This window comes from Micromonospora sp. NBC_00617, from assembly GCF_045161355.1.
Lineage (GTDB): Bacteria > Actinomycetota > Actinomycetes > Mycobacteriales > Micromonosporaceae > Micromonospora.
Map to the genome: position 1 here is coordinate 2,568,641 of NZ_CP107751.1, position 18,605 is coordinate 2,587,245.

Consider the following 18,605-nt stretch of genomic DNA (forward strand, 5'->3'; position numbering starts at 1 on the left):
GCCGGTTCGCGGCTTTGCGCCTGTCACATCCGCCGGACGACCACCTTGGGCCTCCACCGTCCGGTGCAGCGGGCACCCTCCGAAGAGGGGATGCTCGGGGAGCGGCCGGGGTCGGTGCAGGAGACCGTAGCGCTGACCGGGTTAGCCGGGCTAATCGGGAATAACCGGCTCGCCTGATCAGCGAGGTTTCATCGTTTCAACCGATCTTCGCCCGATATGACAGCCATGATCCGGGCAAATTGTGGCGCATGCCACCGTACGGGCCGATGGCAGCGGGCGGTCGACTATCTAGCCTCGGCGGGTGCATCCCGTCGACCCCGCCGCCCAGAAGCTGACCGACGCGCTCCCGACCACCCGTTCGGGCGACGCCGCATCAACCGAACGGACGATCGGCCGTCACCGGGCCCCCGACCCGCCGCGCCGCCCCCGGCTGTGCTCCACCCCCGTCCGGGTCGCCCTGGCCACCGGCGTCACCTGCTGCCTCGGCCTGGGCGCGTTCGCCGCCGCCCGGGGCGCCGAGGACGCCCCGCAGCCCGTACGGCCGATGGCCGACGCGCTGGCCGACCGCGCCGCCATCGCCGACGAGCGCGCCTCCCGGTCGCTGGACCGCGACGCCGCCCCCGCCCGGGTCATTCCCACCACCCCCACGACGTCGCCGACGCCCACCCCCACCGCCACCCGCAAGGCGCCCAAAAAGCCGGTCAAGCCCAGCCGGCCGCGCCCGGTCGCCGGGCTCGACCAGACCCAGATGGACAACGCCAAAATCATCGTGGACGTCGGCCTGGAGCTGAAGATGCCGCGCCGCGCCCTGGTGGTGGCGCTGGCCACCGCGATGCAGGAGAGCAACCTCTACAACCTGGCCAGCGACGTGCTGCCAGAGTCGACGCAGTACCCGCACCAGGGCAGCGGCGCCGACCACGACTCGGTCGGGCTGTTCCAGCAGCGGCCCAGCAGCGGCTGGGGCACGGTGGCCGAGCTGATGCGCCCGTCGTACGCCGCCCGGGCCTTCTACACCGCGCTGGCCGAGATCCCCGGCTGGCAGGGCATGAGCGTCACCGCCGCCGCCCAGGCCGTGCAGATCTCCGCCTTCCCCGACGCGTACGCCCAGCACGAGGAGCGCGCCAGCACCGTGGCGGCGGCCCTCACGGTCTGAGCCTGCGTTCAGCGGGCCGGACGCCCGCTGGGCGGCTGGGCGCCCGCGTCCCGGCCACCGGCCGCCACCCGGGTCGCCGGTACGCCCGTTCCGGCCGCGGCCGTGGGCGTGTCGGCCGGCACCGGCTCGACGGTCACACCGGTGAGGATCTCGTCGACCAGCGCCGCGCGACGACGCCGCGCGTGCAACGCCTCCTCAACGTCCCGCCGGGCCTGCACGGCGTCCGCGTACGCCTGCTCGCGGACGCGACGGGCCTCCTCGCGGGCCTCGTCCAGCTCAAAGCGGGCCTGCGCCAGGATCTCGGCCGCCTCCCGCCGCACCGCGTCGCCGGCCTGCCGGGTCGTCCCCGCGTCGCCCAGGTCGAGCCGCTGGAGCAGCCCGCTGAGCCAGGTCGCCTCCTGGCGGATCTCGTCCCACTCGCGGGTCGTCCCGGCGGCGCCCTCCGCCCGCGCCGCGAGTCGGAACAACCGGATCCCCAGCTCATCCAGGCAGGAATCGACCTGCCGCTGGTCGTAGCCGGTCTTCACGACGGAGAACCTCATACTGTCGCCCCCCAGGCAGCCGCTGTTACATCCCCACCTGGATCCTCGGACGCGGCGACGACGACCGAGGCAGTTCGGGAAAATTGTTCAGCATGCGAGCGCGTCAGGCGGGCGCGGCGCGGCGACGGGCCACGTCGGGCCGGCGGCGGGGACAATGCCGACCGGCCGCGCCGGGGCGGATCAGGGGCGCTTGGGCAGCACGACCACGCGGCCGAAGAACTCGTCGATGCGGCGCACCACGTCGTTGAAGTCGTCGAGGTCGATCGGCTTGGTGACGTACGCGTTGGCCTGCAAGGTGTAGCTGCCGACGATGTCGGTGTCGGCGTTCGAGGTGGTCAGCACCACGATCGGAATCGTCCGCAGATCCTCGTCCTGCTTGACCGCGCCGAGCACCTGACGCCCGTCCATGCGCGGCATGTTCAGGTCCAGCAGGATGACGTCCGGTCGGCGGGCCTGCACGTGCCGGCCCTCGGCGCGCAGGAACTCCATCGCCTCCTCGCCATCGCTGACCACGTCAATGATCTTCTCGACGTCGGAGTCGGCCAACGCCTCCTCGATCATCAGCACGTCGCCCGGATCGTCGTCGACCACCAGGATGCGTACCGGCTGCGGGCTGTCGCCCATCACTACCTGCCTCGGGTCGGCGGAGAACGGAGACCGGAACGGTCACCGTGCTGGCGGGAAAATTTAGCCCATCAGGAGGCGCTCTTGGACGTCGGGGCCGCCGTGTCCGGTGGGTATCGCAGCACGTCGGCCAGACCGGTGACCCGCAACACACGCTCGACCCGCCCGGTGGCGCCCGTGATCCGCAACCAACCCCCGTCGGCGGCGACCTGGTTGTCACCCCGGACGAACACGGCCATCCCGGTGGAGTCGCAGAAGGTCAGGTCGGTGAGGTCGAGCAGCACCCGCCGCTCGCCCGCCGCAGTGAGCTTGTCGATGGCGGCAGCCAGCTCACCGGCGGTGCTCAGGTCCAGCTCACCGGCGAGCCGCAGGCAGGCCGCACCGCCGTCGCGCTCGGCGTGGCTGACGCTGAACGTCACCGTTCTCCCCCTCGCTCCACCGGTCGGGTGGGACGTTTGCAGTCCGGCAAGTATACGCAAGGGGGTACGACGGTCCGCAGCGCGTGGTGATCGTTCGGGGCGGTCCTCAGCCCGCGGGACGGGACGCCGCGGGCAGCCCGGCACGGCTGCGCGCCAGCGCGTGCGACGCGCGGGGGAAGTCGCGCAGCACGGCGGCATAGTGCTCAAGGGTCAGGGCGACCGCACTGGCCGGCACCCCCCGACTCGTCAGGATCTCCACCAGCCACCGGACGAACTCGCTGAACAGCGAGGCGTCGTCGACGTAGAGCGAGGCGGCCAGCGAGTCCAGGATGTACCCCAGGTCGCTCACCGCCGCGTCGAGCTGGGAGGACGTGTAGTCGCGGGTCGCCGGCACCCGCTCGCGCAGGTCGGTCAGCGCGCTGTCGATCAGCCCACCCCTGCGGCGCACGAGACTCGCGTACTCGTCGTCGGCCAGGTGCCCGAGCCGCGCCGGCGGCACCCGCCGCAGCGCCCGCTCGTCGGCGATCAACTCGGCCGCCGCCGGCGCGTTCGGCGCCCAGGCCGCTCCGAGCCGGGCCGCCCACCGGCCGTCCGCGCCGAAGCCCCGCCCGCCGACCACGACCGGCACGTCCGAACGCCGGCACGCCTCGATCATCCGGTGGGCGTGCGGCAGCCGCATCGGCAGCGCGCAGGCCAACGCGACCGCCTGCGCGTCATGCCGGTGCAGGTACGACACCAGGTGCGCCGCCGGCACGCTGGCACCCAGGAAGGTCACCTGCCAGCCGCGCAGCCGCAGCACCTCAGCCACCAGCCGGGGCGGCAGCGCATGCCACTCGCCGTCCATGCAGGCCACCACTATCCGCCCGCCGGTCGGACGCGGGTTGGCGTACGTCGCCACCGCGGCCACCACCCGCTCGCTGATGTGGGTCGCCGCGTGCTCCTGGGCCACGCTCCACTCGTTGCGAGCCCACCGCTCACCCACCTCGGCCTGGGCCGGCGCGACCAGGTCGAGCAGCACCCGCTCCGGCGGTACGCCCCCGTCGAGCAGACCGAGCGCCACGTCGACCGCGGCGTACTCGTCGGCGTCGGCGAGGCAGGCCAGATAGCCGGGGTAGGCGTCGGTCAGGTCCGTGGTCGTGGCGGGGGCGGTCACGCGGGGCTCTCCCTCTGCTCGTCGGCGCTCGTCGACGTGGGCACCGCGTGCAGGTGCCGCGCGCCTCGCCCGCCCGGGCTGACCGCCCGCAACGCCAGCACCGCGATGTCGTCGTGGTCGCCGTGCCCCAGCCAGTCACAGGTGACCTGCTCGACGCGTTCGGCCAGGGCCGGCGCCGGCATCCGCTGACAGCCGGTCAGGGTCGTGAGCAACCGCTCGGCGCCGAACTGCTCATCGCCGCGGCGACCCCCACGGGCCTCGGTCACACCATCGCTGTAGAGCAGGCACGTCTCTCCCGGCGCCAACCGCACGGTCACCTCACCGACGCGCGGGTCGGGCACCACGCCGATCAGCATGCCGCGCAGCGGCACCGACTCGACCTCGCCCGAGTTGCGCAGCACCAGCGGCGGCAGGTGCCCGCCCCCGACCATCGTGAGGGTGACGCCGCCGTCGCGCTGCGGACGGGCCACGCCGAGCACAATGGTGGCGAAGCGGCCCTGGCCGTGCGCCTGGGTCGTCTCCAGCAGCGCGTCGTTGAGCAGTCGCAGCAGCCGCCCCGGGTGCGACTCCACCCGGTGCAGCGCCTGGAGGCACTGGCGGAGCTGGCCGGTGAAGACCGCCGCCTCGACACCCTTGCCGGAGACGTCGCCGAGGAAGAACACGGAACCGCCGTCGGCGAGCCGGTGTGAACCGTAGAAGTCGCCGCCGATCCGCAGCCCCGCCTGGGCGGGACGGTACGCGGTGCCCCACTGCACACCGGCGGTCTCGACCGGCTCGACCGGCAGCAGGCTGGCCTGCAGGGTGTCGGCGACCTCGGCCTGGTCGCGGTAGAGCAGGGCGGTGGTCAGCGCCGCGCCGGCCCGGGCCGCGAAGGCACGCATCAGCCCGACGTCGTCCTCGTCGTACCACCGACTGGAACGTCGGGCGACCAGCAGCACCCCGATGGGAGCGTCCCGGCCGGGCAGCGGAACGACCCGGGCGACGCTGTCGGCGCCCGTGAGACCAGGCAGCCAGCCGGCGTCGACCGCCTGCTCCACCAGCCAGTCGAGAGCGTGCGGCTCGACCCCGGTCAGCCCTTCGGCGATCGCGGCCGGCAGGGCGGGGCCGGCCAGCACGCCGCTGTCGACCATCGGCGTCTCGTCGTCGACCCGGGAGGCCCGCCACCACCGGGCACGCCCCGCACGCGGCGCCAGCACCAGCACGGCCACCTCGGCGAGGGTCGGCACGGTGAGGCGCACGACCGCCGCGGCGGCCCGGTCCGGGTGCAGCGGGTTGCCCAGCTTGTCGCCCACCACGGCCAGGAACGCCGAGCGGGCCCGTTCGGCGAGCAGCGCGTCGGCGCGGCTGACACTCTCGGTGACGTCCTCCACGTACCAGCAGCAGCGACCGGCGGAGAGGGGCACCTGGCGAGCGGTGAGCCGACGGCCGTGGTGGGTGAAGCCGCCGGGGCGCCCCTCGCCCAGACCGGCGACGCCGGACGCGGCCAGCGCAACACCGGGAACCACCTCGGGCAGCAACCGCTCGGCCACCGGGCTGACGTGTCGGACGACACCGTCGGCGTCGCAGACCACCAGACCCTCGCGGAAGTGCTCGACCACCTCGGACCAGTCGGGCGCGGCCTGATCACGGTCCGGGGCCAGCGGCGGCAGCGTCGGAGAGGGCCAGGACGGCGCGTCGGCGGACCACACCGGGGGCCGCGTGGTGCTCGGCGTGGAGATCCGTCCGTCGCCCGGGTCGGTGTCCCTGACGTCGGAAGCAGTCACCAGCTGAGCCTCACTCCTTGTCGTCCACCCGAACCCGCACCGGAACCGGCGTCTGTGGTCAAACCTCTCCGGCCACCCTACGCCGGTCCGCCTCGACCGGCATCCCACGGCAGGTCGCGGGCCCTCGGTCGCGTACCGGGCGGACCCGCCCGGCGGTTGTTACGATCCCCTCGCACCGGCTGGATTCGCCGCGTGCGGAAAGGCGTGATCGTGGCATTGGAAGGGCGGGGCCCCGAAGCGATCCAGCTGAGCATGTCCGTCGATCGGTCCGATCCCGACATGCCCCTGATCCGCGTGGGCGGCGAACTGGCGTACCTGACCGCGGCGCCGCTGCGCGCCGAGGTCGACCGGGTCCTCGCCGACGCGCCACGGGCCATCATGCTGGATTTCGCCGACCTGCATTTCATCGACAGCAGCGGTCTGGGCGTCATCGTGCACGCGTGGCGGGAGGGGCAGGAGGTCGACACGACGCTACGACTGCGGGCGGTCCCCCGCTTCCTGGCGACGATCCTGGACATCACCGGGGTGGCGGCGCTGCTCGACCGGCCGCTGCCGACGACCCGGACGGTCGGCCCCGGCTCGCAGCAGTCCGCCGCCACCGCGTGACCCGGCGGTGGAGAACACCGTCGCCGACGACAGCGCCGCCCACCTGCGCGCCCTGGGCTGACGACCGCACCCACCCACCGTCTGGTCGCCACCCCTGGAAAAAGGGGGTGGCCCCCGACCCTGGGACCTGGGGTCGGGGGCCGGAGGAAGGTCTAGGGCGCGGTCACCGGCTGGAGCCGGGGGCCGCCGTCGCGCAGTTCGATGGCCGACGGAGGTTGAATGTCGTCGGGTTCCCCCGAGTCGGGCGTCTGGTACAGGTAGCGGACAAACTCCCCACCCGCCTCGTTGTCGTCCGCACCCGGCCACTGGCCGATGCAGTCCATTCCGACCACTTCCCGGCCGGTTCCGTCGGCCTCCTCCAGCAACGCCCACAGGCTCACCGGATAGCACCGGGTGGCGTCGGGCGCGAGTTGCCAGCGGGCGTACCAGCCGGGTCGAGCGGGAACGATCTCGACGATCCGTTTCATGACGACCTTCCTTCCGCGTACCTCGGAAGAACTGCGGTCCTGCCCCGATCCTGTGGGCCGCACGGGTGAACATCCCTCACCCCGGCCGGATGAAGCCTCATCGACGCTCAGCCCTACCCGGCCGGCGGCGTCCGTTTCGGCTCCCGGGGCGGCGGGAACGCGACGGGCGCAGGATCGATCCCCAGCGGAAGGGGCGTCACCATGCGCAAGCAGATGGAGGGCGACAACCAGCGGCGCCGGGCGCTGGCCCGGCAGGCCCGCGAACAGGGCGGCCAGCCCAGTGAGTTCGGCGCGAGCCTGAGCGCCTCCAAGCAGCTCACCAGCCTGGACCAGGGCAAGCGGACCGGCCCACCACCGGCCGGACGGCACAAGTCGGACACCACGCGCGGTGGACCGGCCCCGCCGTCGAGGGGCGCCGCGGACAATCCGCGCCCGCAGCCGCCACCCGGCGGCGCGGCCGGGGTGAACAGCGTCGGCTACCAGGAGCTGGTCGACGACGTCCGACGCCGGTCCGGCGTCGACTTCTCGACGGCCAAGGTGGGCGCCGAGGCGACAGTGCTGGTGCTCGCCTTCGCACTGGACGCGGCGGAGCGGCAACGGCTGCTCGCCGCCGTGCCGAACTCGCTGCACGACGTCGTGCCCGTCGACGGCATCGAGCGGCACCGGGACCTGCCCGGCTTCCTGGCCGAGGTGGGCCGGATCAGCGGACGTACGCCGGAGCAGGCCCGCTACCAGGTCGAGGCGACACTCGCCGCGCTCGCCGACCAGGACGGCGACCTGGTCGAGTCCCTGCACGTCCCCGACGGCCTGCGGGAGCTGCTGAACCCGCCAGCGGCCGGCGGCGGCATCGTGGGCGCCTCCACCACCACACCGACCCTGGACGAGGCCCAGCTCCGGGCGGCGCTGGACGACCTGCCGTACTGGGCTGGTGACAGTGCCGGCCTGTACCGCGTGATCGCGCTGCCGCCGGACAACCTGGACCGGGTGCTCGCCCGGCTGGACCGGCTGCGCGAGGAGACCGGGCGTGGCCCGAGCATCGGACGTCCGGGCGGCACGGCCGCCGTGCTGACCGTGCGCACCAACCAGGCCGACGGGGTGACCGCGCTCGACGTGGACCTCGCCCACTCGATCGACGACGCCGTCGACGAGGTGGGCGCCGGAATGGCTGGCGGCTGACCGCCGCAGACGGCGCACGCGGGCCGGTGGACGCGGGTACCTCCCGCGCCGCCGGCCCGTCGGCCGTGCCGGGCGTGGTACGCGGCCCGTCCGCCCACCGGCGGTTCGGGCCCGCGAGCCGCTCGGTTAGCGTGCCGTCATGAACCGTGCCGCCGACCGGTTGGAGCTGGTCGCCGATCCGGTCCGCCGAACCGGACGGACGCTGCTCTCCGCTGGCGTCGAACAGTCGTACGTGGATGTCGAGGATCCCCGGCACCTGCACTTCGAGTACGTCCGGCGGATCGCCTCGGCCGTGGAGGTGGCCGCCCCGGCGGGCGTACCCCTGAGCGTGCTGCACCTCGGCGGCGGCGCGTTAACGCTGCCGCGCTGGTTGGCCGCGACCCGGCCGGGCTCCGCGCAGCGGGTGGTCGAGCGCGACCGGGCGGTGGTCGAGCTGGTCGCCCGGGAGCTGCCGCCGCTGCCACCCGAGGTGCGGGTCGAGATCGCCGACGCCCGGGACGCCGTCACAGCCGCCGCGCCCGGCGCGTACGACCTGGTGATCGCCGACATCTACCGGGCGGCCCGGATGCCCCGGCACGTACGCACCGTGGAGTTCGCGGCCGAGGTGGCCCGTGCCCTGCGTCCGGGCGGGCTCTACCTGGTCAACGTCACGGACCTGCCGCCATTGGTCGGCACCCGGGTGCAGGTGGCGACGCTGCGGGCGGTCTTCGGCGACGTCTGCGTGTTCGGGGACCGCCGGATGCTGCGCGGTCGGCGCTACGGCAACCTGGTGCTCGCCGGGACGCATCGCCCGGGCGGCCTGCCGGTCGGCCGACTCGCGGCGGCGGCCCTGCGCGACCCGATCCCGGGCGGGCTGCTGCACGCCGCCGCGCTCGACACGTTCGTCGCCGGCGCCCACCCGTTCACCGACGACTACTAGGGCGTGCGCGTCCGCATTGCCGGGTTTCCGACGGTGCGCGCCGGGAAGGCCCGGCGGGTGAGCAACGCCGACGATCGGGCCACCGCCCGCCGGGCCCTGGTCGTGATCGGCCTGGTGCTGGCGACCGCGCTCGCTCTGGCCTTCGTGTACGCGACCCGCCGGGTGCTGGTGTGGGCGGTGGTGGCCGCCTTCTTCGCAGTCGCGCTCAAGCCGTCGGTGGATTGGCTGCAACGCCGGTTCGTGCGGCGGCGGGCGGTGGCCACGCTGCTCGTCTTCCTCGCCGCGTTCGTCGTGCTGGCGGTCCTCGCCACGGTCATTCTGGTGCCGCTGCTGGACGAGCTGGTCCGGTTCGCCGAGCGGGGGCCCGAGCTGCTGCGCGACGCGCGCGCCGGTCGCGGCCCGGCGGGCCAGCTCCTGGAACGCACCGGGGCACGCCGCTACGTCAGCGAGCACTCGGACCAGCTGCGTGACGCCGGCGCCCGGCTGCGTCAACCCGCCGTGGGCGTGGTGCGCGGTGTCCTGGAGACCGTCGCGGGGCTGGTCACGGTCGTCGTGCTGGCGTACCTCATGGTGTTGGAGTCGCCGCGGATCACCGGCAGCCTCCTTGCGGCGGCCGGGGACGGTGAGGGCGAGCGGCTACGCCGGCTCGGCCGGGAGGTGTCGCGCACGATCAACGGCTACCTCACCGGCAACCTGCTGATCAGCGTGATCTGCGGGGTGCTGACCTATCTGGTGCTGGCCCTGACCGGGGTGCCGTTCGCGGGCGTGATCGCGCTGCTGGTGGCGGTGGCCGACCTGATACCGCTGGTGGGCGCGACGATCGGCGCGGTGATCGCCGCCGGCGCCGGGTTCCTGCACTCCTTCACGGCCGGAATCATCGTGCTCGTCTTCTTCGTCGTCTACCAGCAGGTGGAGAACCATCTGCTCCAGCCGCTCATCCTGTCTCGCGCGGTCCGGCTCAACCCGCTGACCGTGCTGCTGAGCGTGCTGCTCGCGGCGGAGCTGGCCGGGCTGCTCGGCGCGCTGCTGGCCATCCCCGCCGCCGGCATCGTGCAGATCCTGCTGCGCGAGTACGGGCCGCGACGACTGAATCCACCCCCACCGGCCGACCCCGGCGAACCGCCCCCGCCGGCCGAGCCACCACGCGGACGGGCCGGTCCCGCCACCTCGCGGGGCTGACCGGCCGGGTCGACGCGTTCCGCTCAGCGGCCGCGCGCCGCGACCTCCGGCGACGTGCTCTCCAGCGGGACCGCGTTCGCCGGGACCAGCCCCAGCTGCACGGCCGAGCGGGTCAGCGCGGCATCGAGCACCCAGTCGGCCCCCACGCGGGTGCGGTTGCCCGGCATCGCCATCAGGTGGTACGCCCGGGTGACCGCCTTGGCCGGCAGCCCGGCCAGGTTGACGTGCAACGGGTTGGCGGCCGCGTCCTTGCCGCCCAGGTCGACCACCCAACCCAGATCGTGGTGCTTGTACGGCTTGCGCTGTCCGAAGCCGTACGACGCGGCGATGTTGTGCGCCACGCGCTTGCCCTGACGCTCCGCGTGCTGTGCCGTCATGCCGCAGATCTGCCCCGGATTGACCAGGTCGGGCACGGCGGCGGCGTCGCCGCAGGCGAAGACCTCCGGGTAGCCGGGCACGTTGAGGAACTCGTCGGTGACCAGCCGGCCCTTCTCGGTGCGCAGGCCCAGCTCGTTGACGAACGGGTCCGGCCGCACCCCCACGCACCACACCAGCGTGCAGGTCGGCACGTACTCGCCGTCGGTGAGCTTGACCCCGTCGCAGGTCGCCTCGGCCACCGACGTGCCCATCCGCACGTCCACCCCGCGCCGGTTGAGCACCTTGTGCGAGGTGTCGGACATCCGCTTGTCCATCTCGGGCAGCACCCGGGGGGCGACGTCGAGCAGCATCCAGCGGGGCCGGACGGTCAGCCGGGGCCGCTGCGCGTGCAGCGCGTCGGTGAACAGCTGCCCGTGCGCGGCGACCTCGGTGCCGGTGTAGCCCGCCCCGACGACCACGAACGTGGAGCGGGCCCGCTGCTCCGCCGGGTCCTCGGCCTGCTCGGCCAGCTCGACCTGGCGAACGATGTGGTCGTGCAGGTAGACGGCCTCGGGCAGGCCGCGGAAGCCGTGCGCGTACTCGGTGACCCCCGGGATGGGCAGCAGCTTGTTGACGCTGCCGACGGCGAGCACCAGCCGGTCGTACGCCAGGCGGTTCTTGTCCCCCTCGGGCTGGGTGAAGCCGACCCAGCGGTTCTGCAGGTCGACGTGGTCCGCCTCGCCGATCACCACCCGGACGCCCTTGAGGGTCCCGGTCAACGGCACCGCGATGCGCGTGGGCTCGACCACGCCGGCCGCCACCTCGGGCAGCAGCGGCAGGTACAGGAAGTAGTCGGTGGAGTTCAACACCACGATCTCGGCCCGGTCCCGGGCGATCCGGCTCAACGTCTTCGCCGCGTGGTAACCGGCGAACCCGGCCCCCACGATCACCACACGAGGTTTCGTCATTGCGGGCCGTTTCCCGTCGCAGCCCCGGACAAACGTCAAAGCGCCGGCGCGCGCCGCTCAGCGCCCGTCGAGCCAGACGTTGCCGTTGGTGCCCACGGCCTGCACGCCCCGCTCCTGGTCGAAGGCCACGCGTAGCTTCTGATCACGCGGACGGTGGGGCGGGGGCGGTGATGGCCCAGCGTTCGTGGTCGCGCCACGCGCCGTCGATGAACAGGTAGTCCGGCGAGAAGCCCTCCAGGCGGAAGCCGAGCTTGCGGGCCACCCGCCGGGACGGCTCGTTGCCCGGCTGGATGTTCGCCTCCAGGCGGTGCAGCCCGGCCGTCGTGAACGCGTGGTCGATCACCAGCGCGATGCCCGCCGAGGCGTGCCCGGTGCCGCTGTACGGCGCGAACGCCGCGTACCCCAGGTAGCCGCCGCGCAGCGCGCCCAGCACGATGCCGCTGATGTTCACGTAGCCGGCGATCGCGCCGCTGGCCCGGTCGCAGATCAGGTAGCCGGCGCTGTCCCGGCGGCGGATGCGGCGCAGGTAGCGGTCGTACTCCTGCGGGGTCGCCGGCGCGGCCAGCCACGGGTGGTGCAGGTCCCGACTGCGTTTCGCGGCCGCCACGAACTCGTCGACGTCGCCGGGCCGGGGTCGCCGGATGGCCGCGGGACCACCGCTGCGCAGGTATCTCACGGCGGACCACTCTGACCATCGGCGGGACAGTTGTCCAACCGGCTAGCGGGGCGTCAGCACGCAGAACTCGGTACCGTCGGGATCAGCCAACACGACTCGACCGGCCTGGTCGGTGCCGATCCGGCTCGCGCCGAGGGCGAGCAGACGGTCCACCTCCGCCTGCTGGTCACCGTCGGCGGGTGGTGCCAGGTCGAAGCGCACCCGACCCCTGCCCTCGTTCGACATGTAGGGCGGCCCGCCCCACGTGATCTTCGTGCCGCCGCGCGGCGACTGGATCGCGGTCTCCTGGTCCTGATCCCAGACCAGCGGCCAACCGAGCGCATCGGCCCAGAAGTACCCCACCTCCTGCGAACCGTCGCAGGCCAACGCGCCGACGAAGCCGCAGCCAGCGAGGAAGTTGTTGCCCGGCGCGATGACGTCGAACTCGTTGCCCTCCGGGTCGGCCAGCACCACGTGGTCGACGTCCGGGCCCTGGCCGATGTCGATGTGCCGTCCACCCAGCTCGATCGCCCTGGCGACCGTCCGCTCCTGATCCTGCGGCGACGTGCTCGTCAGGTCGAAGTGCATGAGGTTCTGGACGACCTTCGGCTGCTCGTTCGGTGCGAAGCGGAGTCGGAACCCGGTGTCGTCGGTGGGCACGAGCCCCACGCCCTCGCGCGGATCGTCGACGATCTCCCAGCCGAGCATGCCGGACCAGAACCGCGCCAGACGCAGCGGTTCGATCGCGTCGAAGCTGATCGCGAACAGGTGAGACGCCATCGCTCTGCACACTCCGATACGGTTGGCCGCTGTCGGCCGTGGAGCGGAAGCCTAAGGATGAACACGCCGGTCCGCATCCGAGTATTCGACGAAGCCCCCGTCGACGTGAATTCCCCTACCGCCGTGCCCGCCTGGCCGCCTAACCTCGCACCGTGGCCAGGACCCGTAAGCGGAAGATCCGCGTCGACGACGTCGACTATCGATGGACGGTCAGCCGGGCCGATCCGGGCCACGTCGTGGTCAGGGTGTGGGGCATCAACGGCGGCCAGAATGTCCGGCTGGAGGAGCGGGTGACCTTCGACGACCCGTGGCTCAACTACGGACCGATCATCACCACGGATCCGGAGCGGGTGGCCGAGGTGTTCGCCCTGGACCCGGTCACGCCACGGCTGGTCGAGAGGATGATCCGGTCGGCGCTCGCCGACCCGGTCAGTGGCGCGTGGCGAACGTGACGAAGGCGCGCCAGGCCGCCGGAGCGACGAGCAACACCGGCCCGGTCGGGTCCTTGCTGTCGCGTACACCCACCACGCCCGGCAGGTTGCCCGCGACCTCGACACAGTCACCGGAGTTGCCGCTGCTGCGCGTGCTCTTGCGCCAGATCGCTCCGGTCAGGTCCATGCCGCTGCCGCCTCCGAGATCACGCTGAGGGTCTGCCCGTGCGGCATCGCCTCGGCCCGTACCGATTCCCACGACTGTCGCAGCGATAGTACGTCGGCGGGGCGCTCGATTACCGTCCCCTTTAGAGGATTGTCCAGGTAGGCCACGCCGTCCCCGTCGGCCGGGGTGGCGATCACGAAGGCCCCGTTCAGGCCGGGATAGGCGCCCACGCTGCGCGGCACGAGATGCAGATGAACCCGTGGCCGCCGACCGATCTCCAGCAGATGCTGTAGCTGCTCGCGCATCACCGCCGGTCCGCCCACGGGTCGTTCGAGAACGGTGTCGTCGAGTACGGCGACGAAGAGGGGAGGCTTCTCGCGGGTGAGGATTCCCTGACGCTGCATTCGGGCAACGACCTGCTGCTCCATCTCATCACCAAGCAACTGACTGGCACCCTCGTGCAGCGCCCGAGCATAGCCCTCGGTCTGCAGCAGGCCGGGCAGCACCAGCGGCTGGAACGAGCGCAGCGCCGTCGCCTCCTGTTCGATCGTCACCCACTCGCGGAACCACGGCATGACCGACTCGCGGATCATCGTCTCGCGGATGCGCAGCAACAGGCCGTCGGCGTCCAGCACGCGGTCGCTGCGCTCGGTGAACTCCAGCCGGGGCGGACGCCGGCACTGCTCGACGGCCGCGACGAGCGACGCCGAGTAGTTGATCCGCTCGCTCAGCGCCTCCTGGGACAGACCGGCGACCGTCCGCAGCCGACGCAGCTCGCCGGCGAACAGCTCCAGCATGGGCAAACGATCCACTGCACACCTCTGCACACCGGGGGCGTCGGACACGTACATCGGCGCTGGTAGGACTCGCGCGCCTTCCGACAGTAGCGGCAGGGTCAGCAGACTGTCACGTAGCGGAACCGCCCGGCCCGGCAGGAACGACGGGCGGAACCGAACGAGGGGCCGCCGCGATCCCCCGTACCGCGGCGGCCCCTCCCCCCAGCTGCGAAGGAGCGCATCATGGTGACCTCACCACCCGGACCGACCGGCACACCGCCGCACACCCCGCTGCGCCCGATGTGGTGCTGCCGTGCCTGCGGCGGCCCGTGGCCCTGCCCCACCGCCCGGCTCGTGCTCAAGGCCGAACACGAGCACGACCTGATCGGCCTGTCGATCTACCTGTGCGGGCAACTGCACGAGGCGATCCGGGACCTGTACCGGCTCAACCCCGACGAGGCGCCCGCGCCGCAGGCTATGTTCGCGCGGTTCGTCGGCTGGACCCCGTACCGCCGCCGGCCGCTCATCGCGGACTGAACCACCGGGTCAGCCACGGGGTGAGCGCCACGAGGGTGACGGCGAGGGCGGTGATGACGGCCTGCCCGATCCGGCCCGGGGTGACGCCATCGGCGGGGTCGAGCACGTAGTTGGCGTACCCGTTCGCGGCGGCGTCCGTCACCAGCACCGCGCAGCCCAGCGCGAGCCCCGCCGGACGGCGAGCCGCCAGCAGCAGCGCCGCCAACGGATCCCACAGGGTCAGGGACACGAAGTAGACCGCGAGCCATCCGGGCAGGGCGAGCAGCGGCCGGAGCCCGGGGACGAACACCTGAAGCACGTGCACGACGGTGCCGTAGGCGAAGACCAGGACGGCCGCCGACACGACCAGCCGGGCCCGCAGTGGAACGCCGCGCCACCGACCGGTGCTCATCCGGCCAGTCTGCCGCAGCGGCGCGAGCGCCGGGCGACCGGTCAGAGCGGCTCGGGAAGCGGCTGTTCCATCGGCATCGGCACCTGGAGGTAGGTGACGCCGCGCATGTCCAGCCAGGCCCGGTCCGGAGCGCGGACCAGGCGCACCATCACCGACTCGCAGGACGGGCAGCGCGCGACCAGGCCCGGAGCGTGCGAGTAGACGTGCAGGCTGGCCATCGAGCCGGTCGTTCCGCAGTTCTCGCAGCGGCCCATCGCGGTGCTCAGGTCGACGGTGAACAGCTCGCGCATCGGGCCGTCGAGCATGTTGCCGTCCAGGTACGACATCTCGGTCATCGGGTCTCCTCGACGTTGCGTCGGCGGGCGGGACGGTCAGCGGGCGGGACAGTCGGCGGACGGGCTCTCAGCCGGTGGGGCCGAAGCGTTCGGTCTTGATCCCCCGCGACGGGTGGCCCAGCCCCACCAGCAGGTCGGCCACGGCCTCCACGAACCCGGTCGGACCGCACACGTAGGTGAGCGGTTGCAGATCCGGCGGCCAGCCGTGGGTGTTCACGTCGGCCAGGCCGATCCGGTGCGGCTCGCCGCGCCAGCCGTCGGGCGCCTCGCGGGTGTACACGTACGCCACATCGAGGCCGAAGTCGTCGCGGCCCCGGCGGCGCAGCTCGTCGGCGTAGATCACGTCCTCTGCGGTGCGCACCGAGTAGATCAGCCGGAACGGCACCTTGCTGCCGATCGCCCGCCGCGCCCGGATCATCGCCATCAGCGGCACGATCCCGGAGCCGCCCGCGACCAGCTGCACCGGCTCGGTCTGCTCAGGCCGCCAGATGAACCAGCCACCGAGCGGACCGCGGACCTCCACCGGGTCACCGGCGCCGAAGACATCGATGAGGTACGGCGACACCTCGCCGTCGGGCACCCGCTGGACGGTCACCTCGATGCGCGGGCCGCCGGGGCCGTCCACGACCGGCCCGGCGATCGAGTACGACCGGGCGGTCTGGTAGCCGTCCGGCGCGGTCAACCGCACGTCGACGTGCTGCCCGGGAAGGTGCCCCGGCCAGTCCGGCACCTCCAGGACCAGCGTCTGCGCCGTCGCCGTCTCGACCCGGCGCTCCACCAGCCGCGCCACCCGCCACTTGATCGGCGCCCGGGCCGGGGTGCCCGTCGCCACCGCCCGCTCAGTCACCCTGGTACCGCTGTTCGCGCCACGGGTCGCCGTAGTCGTGGTAGCCGGCGGTCTCCCAGAACCCCGGCTCGTCCATCGTCTTGAGCCGGAGGCCGCGCACCCACTTGGCGGATTTCCAGAAGTACAGGTGCGGGACCAGTAGCCGGGCCGGCCCGCCGTGCTCGGCGGGCAGCGGCGCACCGTCGAAGGTGTGCACCACCCAGGCCCGGCCGCCGCGCAGGTCGTCCAGCGGCAGGTTGGTGGTGTACCCGCCGTAGGAGTGCGCGAGCGCGAAGTGCGCTCCCGTGTCGACGTCGGCGAGCAGGGTGTCCAGTGCGACTCCCTGCCAGGTGGTGCCGAGCTTGGACCAGCGGGTGACGCAGTGGATGTCCACCATTGGCGTCTCCTGCGGCAGGGCCATCAGCTCCTGCCACGACCACCGGTGTTCGCTGCCGTTCTCGGCGGAGATGACGAACTCCCAGGTGTCCAGTGACACCCGGGGCGTGGGGCCGGCCGAGAGCACCGGGAAGTCCTCGGTCAGGTACTGACCGGGTGGCAGGGCCGGCTCCTGTGTTCGGGGCCGACCCTGAAAACCCGGTGACACGATTCCCATCGCACAGTCGTACCACCCATGCTGGCCGGGGCGGAAGCTTTCCCGCGTACTTCCTTGTCGCCCCGGCGGGGCGCGGTCAGTGCCGCTCCGTGACGACCTTGCGCTCGTCGGACACGCCGTCGCCCCGGGTGGCGCGCAGGCTGGTCAGGGTGACCACCACCAGCACACCGATGATCACGCCGAGCGAGGCCAGGGTGGGGATCTGCGGCACGCTGTCCCAGATGCCGTGCGCCCAGTGCAGACCCAGCTTGAGGCCGATGAACGCCAGGATGATCGCCAGGCCGTAGCTGAGGTGCACCAGCCGGCTCAGCGCCGCGTGCAGGACGAAGTAGAGCGCCCGCAGGCCGAGCAGGGCGAACGCGTTGGTGGCGAAGACCAGGTACGGGTCCTCGGTGATGCCATAGACCGCCGGCACCGAGTCGACCGCGAAGACGATGTCGGTGGCCAGCACCGCGACCACCACCAGGGCGAACGGCGTGAGTGCCCGCTTCGCGCCCTGCCGCACGGTCATCCGGGCGCCGTGGTACTCGTCGACCACCGGCATGATCTTGCTCAGCAGCTTCACCGAACGCATCTTGTTGATGTCGACTTCCTGCTGATGCCCGGAGAGGGCGTCGCGCAGCAGCTTCACCGCGGTGGCGATGAGGATGATCGCGAACAGCAGGAACGCGAAGTCGAGGGTCTGCAAGGCCGCCGCGCCGAGGGCGATGAAGACCGCCCGCAGCACGAGGGCGCCGGCGATGCCGTAAAGCAGCACCCGCTGGGCGAGCACGGCCGGCACCGCGAACGCGGCCAGCAGCAGCATGAAGACGAAGAGGTTGTCGACCGAGAGGGACTTCTCGACGAGGTAACCCGTCAGGTACTGCACGCCCTGCTCGGAGCCGTAGCGGGACCAGACCCAGCCGCCGAACGCGAGCGGCAGCGCGACGTAGAACGCCGACCAGCCGATCGCCTCCCGCATGGACACCTCGTGCGGCTTGCGCGTCACCAGGAAGTCCAGCACCAGCAGGAGCACCACGCCGGCGATGGTCACCGCCCAGAGGGTGGGCGTACCCACCGACGACAGGTCACTCGCTGCGGCCAGGTATGACAATTTGGTCATGGGGTCTCCTCGAACACCGTGTCATGTTCGAGGTCTCCTTCACCCATCACCAGATGGGCAACCACCCGAGGCACGCCGGGCGTGCCGTACTGACCGGGATGGTTCGTGGGAAGTACTCCCCTCGCACGACAAGGTTAGGCCAGGGCCGATCGACACGCCACGCCGGACGTCGGTGGTTGCCCTGGCCAACCGCTGTGCCTCTCGGTTTCTCGCCCCTCGTCAGGCGCGGCGCAGCGTGGCGCCCGGCGCCATCGCCTGCTCCACGAGGCCCCGGTAGTCGCGCGGCAACTGGGTCGCCACGTCGTCGAACTCCCCGCCGGTGATCGCCTCGCGCAGGGTGGTGAACACCGCCCGGACGGCGTCCCGCGCGGCCGGCTCCTCCACGTGGGCGCGCAGCGCCACGCGCGCCACGAACTCGGCCGCTCCGAACCGGTCCGCCTGCTCGGTGCTCGGGCTCGGCTTGAGCACCAGTTGCAGCGGCTGCGGAAGCTGCGCGGCCAGGTCCAGCACCTCGCCGCCGGTCAGCCGCTCGGCGAACGTCTCCAGCACGGCCCGGGTCAGCTCGACCGCCTCCTCAGACGACGTCCGGGTGCGCTGGGAAACCTGATCGACGAAGGTGTCGTAGTTCATCGCGTACTCCCTCGGGCTTGTCGGCGGCGGCCTGCGG

Annotated in this window: 24 protein-coding genes; 7 read left to right on the forward strand and 17 right to left on the reverse strand. The window is 72.5% G+C overall.

The features are described from left to right. The first annotated feature begins 301 nt into the window (after positions 1-301). Positions 302-1,153: a hypothetical protein gene (locus OG505_RS11750; protein WP_405433139.1), complete on the forward strand. Its 852-nt coding sequence runs from the start codon at positions 302-304 to the stop codon at positions 1,151-1,153. A gap of 8 nt (positions 1,154-1,161) precedes the next feature. On the opposite strand, the gene OG505_RS11755 is transcribed toward OG505_RS11750, so the two are convergent. The 5 genes from OG505_RS11755 to OG505_RS11775 form a co-directional block, all read right to left on the reverse strand. Next, positions 1,162-1,695 carry an ATPase gene (locus tag OG505_RS11755; protein WP_405433140.1) on the reverse strand — a complete coding sequence of 178 codons (534 nt, stop codon included), beginning with the start codon at positions 1,693-1,695 and terminating at the stop codon, positions 1,162-1,164. Positions 1,696-1,875: 180 nt separating this feature from the next. Then, positions 1,876-2,319 (reverse strand): response regulator, encoded by a 444-nt coding sequence (locus OG505_RS11760; protein ID WP_354861669.1) that lies wholly within the window; start codon positions 2,317-2,319, stop codon positions 1,876-1,878. Between the two features lie 71 nt (positions 2,320-2,390). Next, positions 2,391-2,738: an STAS domain-containing protein gene (locus OG505_RS11765; protein ID WP_405433141.1), complete on the reverse strand. Its 348-nt coding sequence runs from the start codon at positions 2,736-2,738 to the stop codon at positions 2,391-2,393. Between the two features lie 106 nt (positions 2,739-2,844). Next, positions 2,845-3,891 (reverse strand): B12-binding domain-containing protein, encoded by a 1,047-nt coding sequence (locus tag OG505_RS11770; RefSeq protein ID WP_405433143.1) that lies wholly within the window; start codon positions 3,889-3,891, stop codon positions 2,845-2,847. Then, complete coding sequence (locus OG505_RS11775) at positions 3,888-5,654, reverse strand: SpoIIE family protein phosphatase (protein ID WP_405433145.1); 1,767 nt, start codon at positions 5,652-5,654, stop codon at positions 3,888-3,890. Before OG505_RS11775 ends, OG505_RS11770 begins: the two co-directional genes overlap by 4 nt. Before the next feature lie 279 nt (positions 5,655-5,933). Here OG505_RS11775 and OG505_RS11780 point away from each other — a divergent pair, with 279 nt between their 5' ends. After that, positions 5,934-6,260, forward strand: coding sequence for an STAS domain-containing protein (locus OG505_RS11780; protein ID WP_405433146.1), 327 nt, complete (start codon positions 5,934-5,936; stop codon positions 6,258-6,260). Between the two features lie 152 nt (positions 6,261-6,412). Here the strand turns inward: OG505_RS11780 and OG505_RS11785 are convergent, their stop codons facing one another. Then, positions 6,413-6,727 carry a hypothetical protein gene (locus OG505_RS11785; RefSeq protein WP_405433147.1) on the reverse strand — a complete coding sequence of 105 codons (315 nt, stop codon included), beginning with the start codon at positions 6,725-6,727 and terminating at the stop codon, positions 6,413-6,415. A 201-nt stretch (positions 6,728-6,928) separates the two neighbouring features. Between OG505_RS11785 and OG505_RS11790 the strand changes: the two genes are divergently transcribed. From OG505_RS11790 to OG505_RS11800, 3 genes are all read left to right on the forward strand, one after another. Next, positions 6,929-7,903 (forward strand): DUF2267 domain-containing protein, encoded by a 975-nt coding sequence (locus OG505_RS11790; RefSeq protein ID WP_405433149.1) that lies wholly within the window; start codon positions 6,929-6,931, stop codon positions 7,901-7,903. Positions 7,904-8,042: 139 nt separating this feature from the next. Further along, complete coding sequence (locus OG505_RS11795; RefSeq protein WP_405433150.1) at positions 8,043-8,822, forward strand: spermidine synthase; 780 nt, start codon at positions 8,043-8,045, stop codon at positions 8,820-8,822. 33 nt (positions 8,823-8,855) lie between these two features. Further along, positions 8,856-10,001: an AI-2E family transporter gene (locus tag OG505_RS11800; protein ID WP_405433152.1), complete on the forward strand. Its 1,146-nt coding sequence runs from the start codon at positions 8,856-8,858 to the stop codon at positions 9,999-10,001. Positions 10,002-10,024: 23 nt separating this feature from the next. On the opposite strand, the gene OG505_RS11805 is transcribed toward OG505_RS11800, so the two are convergent. From OG505_RS11805 to OG505_RS11815, 3 genes are all read right to left on the reverse strand, one after another. Continuing rightward, positions 10,025-11,326 carry an NAD(P)/FAD-dependent oxidoreductase gene (locus OG505_RS11805; protein WP_405433154.1) on the reverse strand — a complete coding sequence of 434 codons (1,302 nt, stop codon included), beginning with the start codon at positions 11,324-11,326 and terminating at the stop codon, positions 10,025-10,027. A 142-nt stretch (positions 11,327-11,468) separates the two neighbouring features. After that, complete coding sequence (locus tag OG505_RS11810; protein WP_405433156.1) at positions 11,469-12,002, reverse strand: GNAT family N-acetyltransferase; 534 nt, start codon at positions 12,000-12,002, stop codon at positions 11,469-11,471. A gap of 42 nt (positions 12,003-12,044) precedes the next feature. Then, positions 12,045-12,761, reverse strand: a complete 717-nt coding sequence (locus OG505_RS11815; protein WP_405433157.1) for a VOC family protein — start codon at positions 12,759-12,761, stop codon at positions 12,045-12,047. Between the two features lie 152 nt (positions 12,762-12,913). Between OG505_RS11815 and OG505_RS11820 the strand changes: the two genes are divergently transcribed. Beyond that, complete coding sequence (locus tag OG505_RS11820) at positions 12,914-13,213, forward strand: hypothetical protein (protein WP_405433159.1); 300 nt, start codon at positions 12,914-12,916, stop codon at positions 13,211-13,213. On the opposite strand, the gene OG505_RS11825 is transcribed toward OG505_RS11820, so the two are convergent. After that, positions 13,191-13,379 (reverse strand): DUF397 domain-containing protein, encoded by a 189-nt coding sequence (locus tag OG505_RS11825; protein ID WP_405433160.1) that lies wholly within the window; start codon positions 13,377-13,379, stop codon positions 13,191-13,193. The genes OG505_RS11820 and OG505_RS11825 overlap by 23 nt on opposite strands. Then, positions 13,370-14,155 (reverse strand): Scr1 family TA system antitoxin-like transcriptional regulator, encoded by a 786-nt coding sequence (locus OG505_RS11830; protein WP_405433161.1) that lies wholly within the window; start codon positions 14,153-14,155, stop codon positions 13,370-13,372. Before OG505_RS11830 ends, OG505_RS11825 begins: the two co-directional genes overlap by 10 nt. 222 nt (positions 14,156-14,377) lie before the next feature. On the opposite strand from OG505_RS11830, the gene OG505_RS11835 reads away from it, so the two are divergent. Then, on the forward strand, positions 14,378-14,671 hold the full coding sequence (locus tag OG505_RS11835) for a hypothetical protein (RefSeq protein WP_405433162.1): 294 nt from the start codon (positions 14,378-14,380) through the stop codon (positions 14,669-14,671). Here the strand turns inward: OG505_RS11835 and OG505_RS11840 are convergent. The 6 genes from OG505_RS11840 to OG505_RS11865 form a co-directional block, all read right to left on the reverse strand. Next, positions 14,658-15,062 (reverse strand): hypothetical protein, encoded by a 405-nt coding sequence (locus tag OG505_RS11840; protein ID WP_405433163.1) that lies wholly within the window; start codon positions 15,060-15,062, stop codon positions 14,658-14,660. The two genes, OG505_RS11835 and OG505_RS11840, sit on opposite strands and share 14 nt — an antisense overlap. A 41-nt stretch (positions 15,063-15,103) precedes the next feature. Further along, complete coding sequence (locus tag OG505_RS11845; RefSeq protein ID WP_405433165.1) at positions 15,104-15,397, reverse strand: DUF6510 family protein; 294 nt, start codon at positions 15,395-15,397, stop codon at positions 15,104-15,106. A 67-nt stretch (positions 15,398-15,464) separates the two neighbouring features. Further along, positions 15,465-16,229: a ferredoxin reductase gene (locus OG505_RS11850; RefSeq protein WP_405434474.1), complete on the reverse strand. Its 765-nt coding sequence runs from the start codon at positions 16,227-16,229 to the stop codon at positions 15,465-15,467. A 7-nt stretch (positions 16,230-16,236) separates the two neighbouring features. Beyond that, positions 16,237-16,836: a sulfite oxidase-like oxidoreductase gene (locus OG505_RS11855; RefSeq protein ID WP_405433167.1), complete on the reverse strand. Its 600-nt coding sequence runs from the start codon at positions 16,834-16,836 to the stop codon at positions 16,237-16,239. A 76-nt stretch (positions 16,837-16,912) separates the two neighbouring features. Further along, a complete protein-coding gene (locus OG505_RS11860) occupies positions 16,913-17,938 on the reverse strand; it encodes a TerC/Alx family metal homeostasis membrane protein (RefSeq protein ID WP_405433169.1) in 1,026 nt (341 codons plus the stop codon). 219 nt (positions 17,939-18,157) lie between these two features. Continuing rightward, entirely contained in the window at positions 18,158-18,568 is a 411-nt protein-coding gene (locus OG505_RS11865; RefSeq protein ID WP_405433171.1) for a DUF2267 domain-containing protein, read from the reverse strand. Positions 18,569-18,605 lie beyond the last annotated feature (37 nt).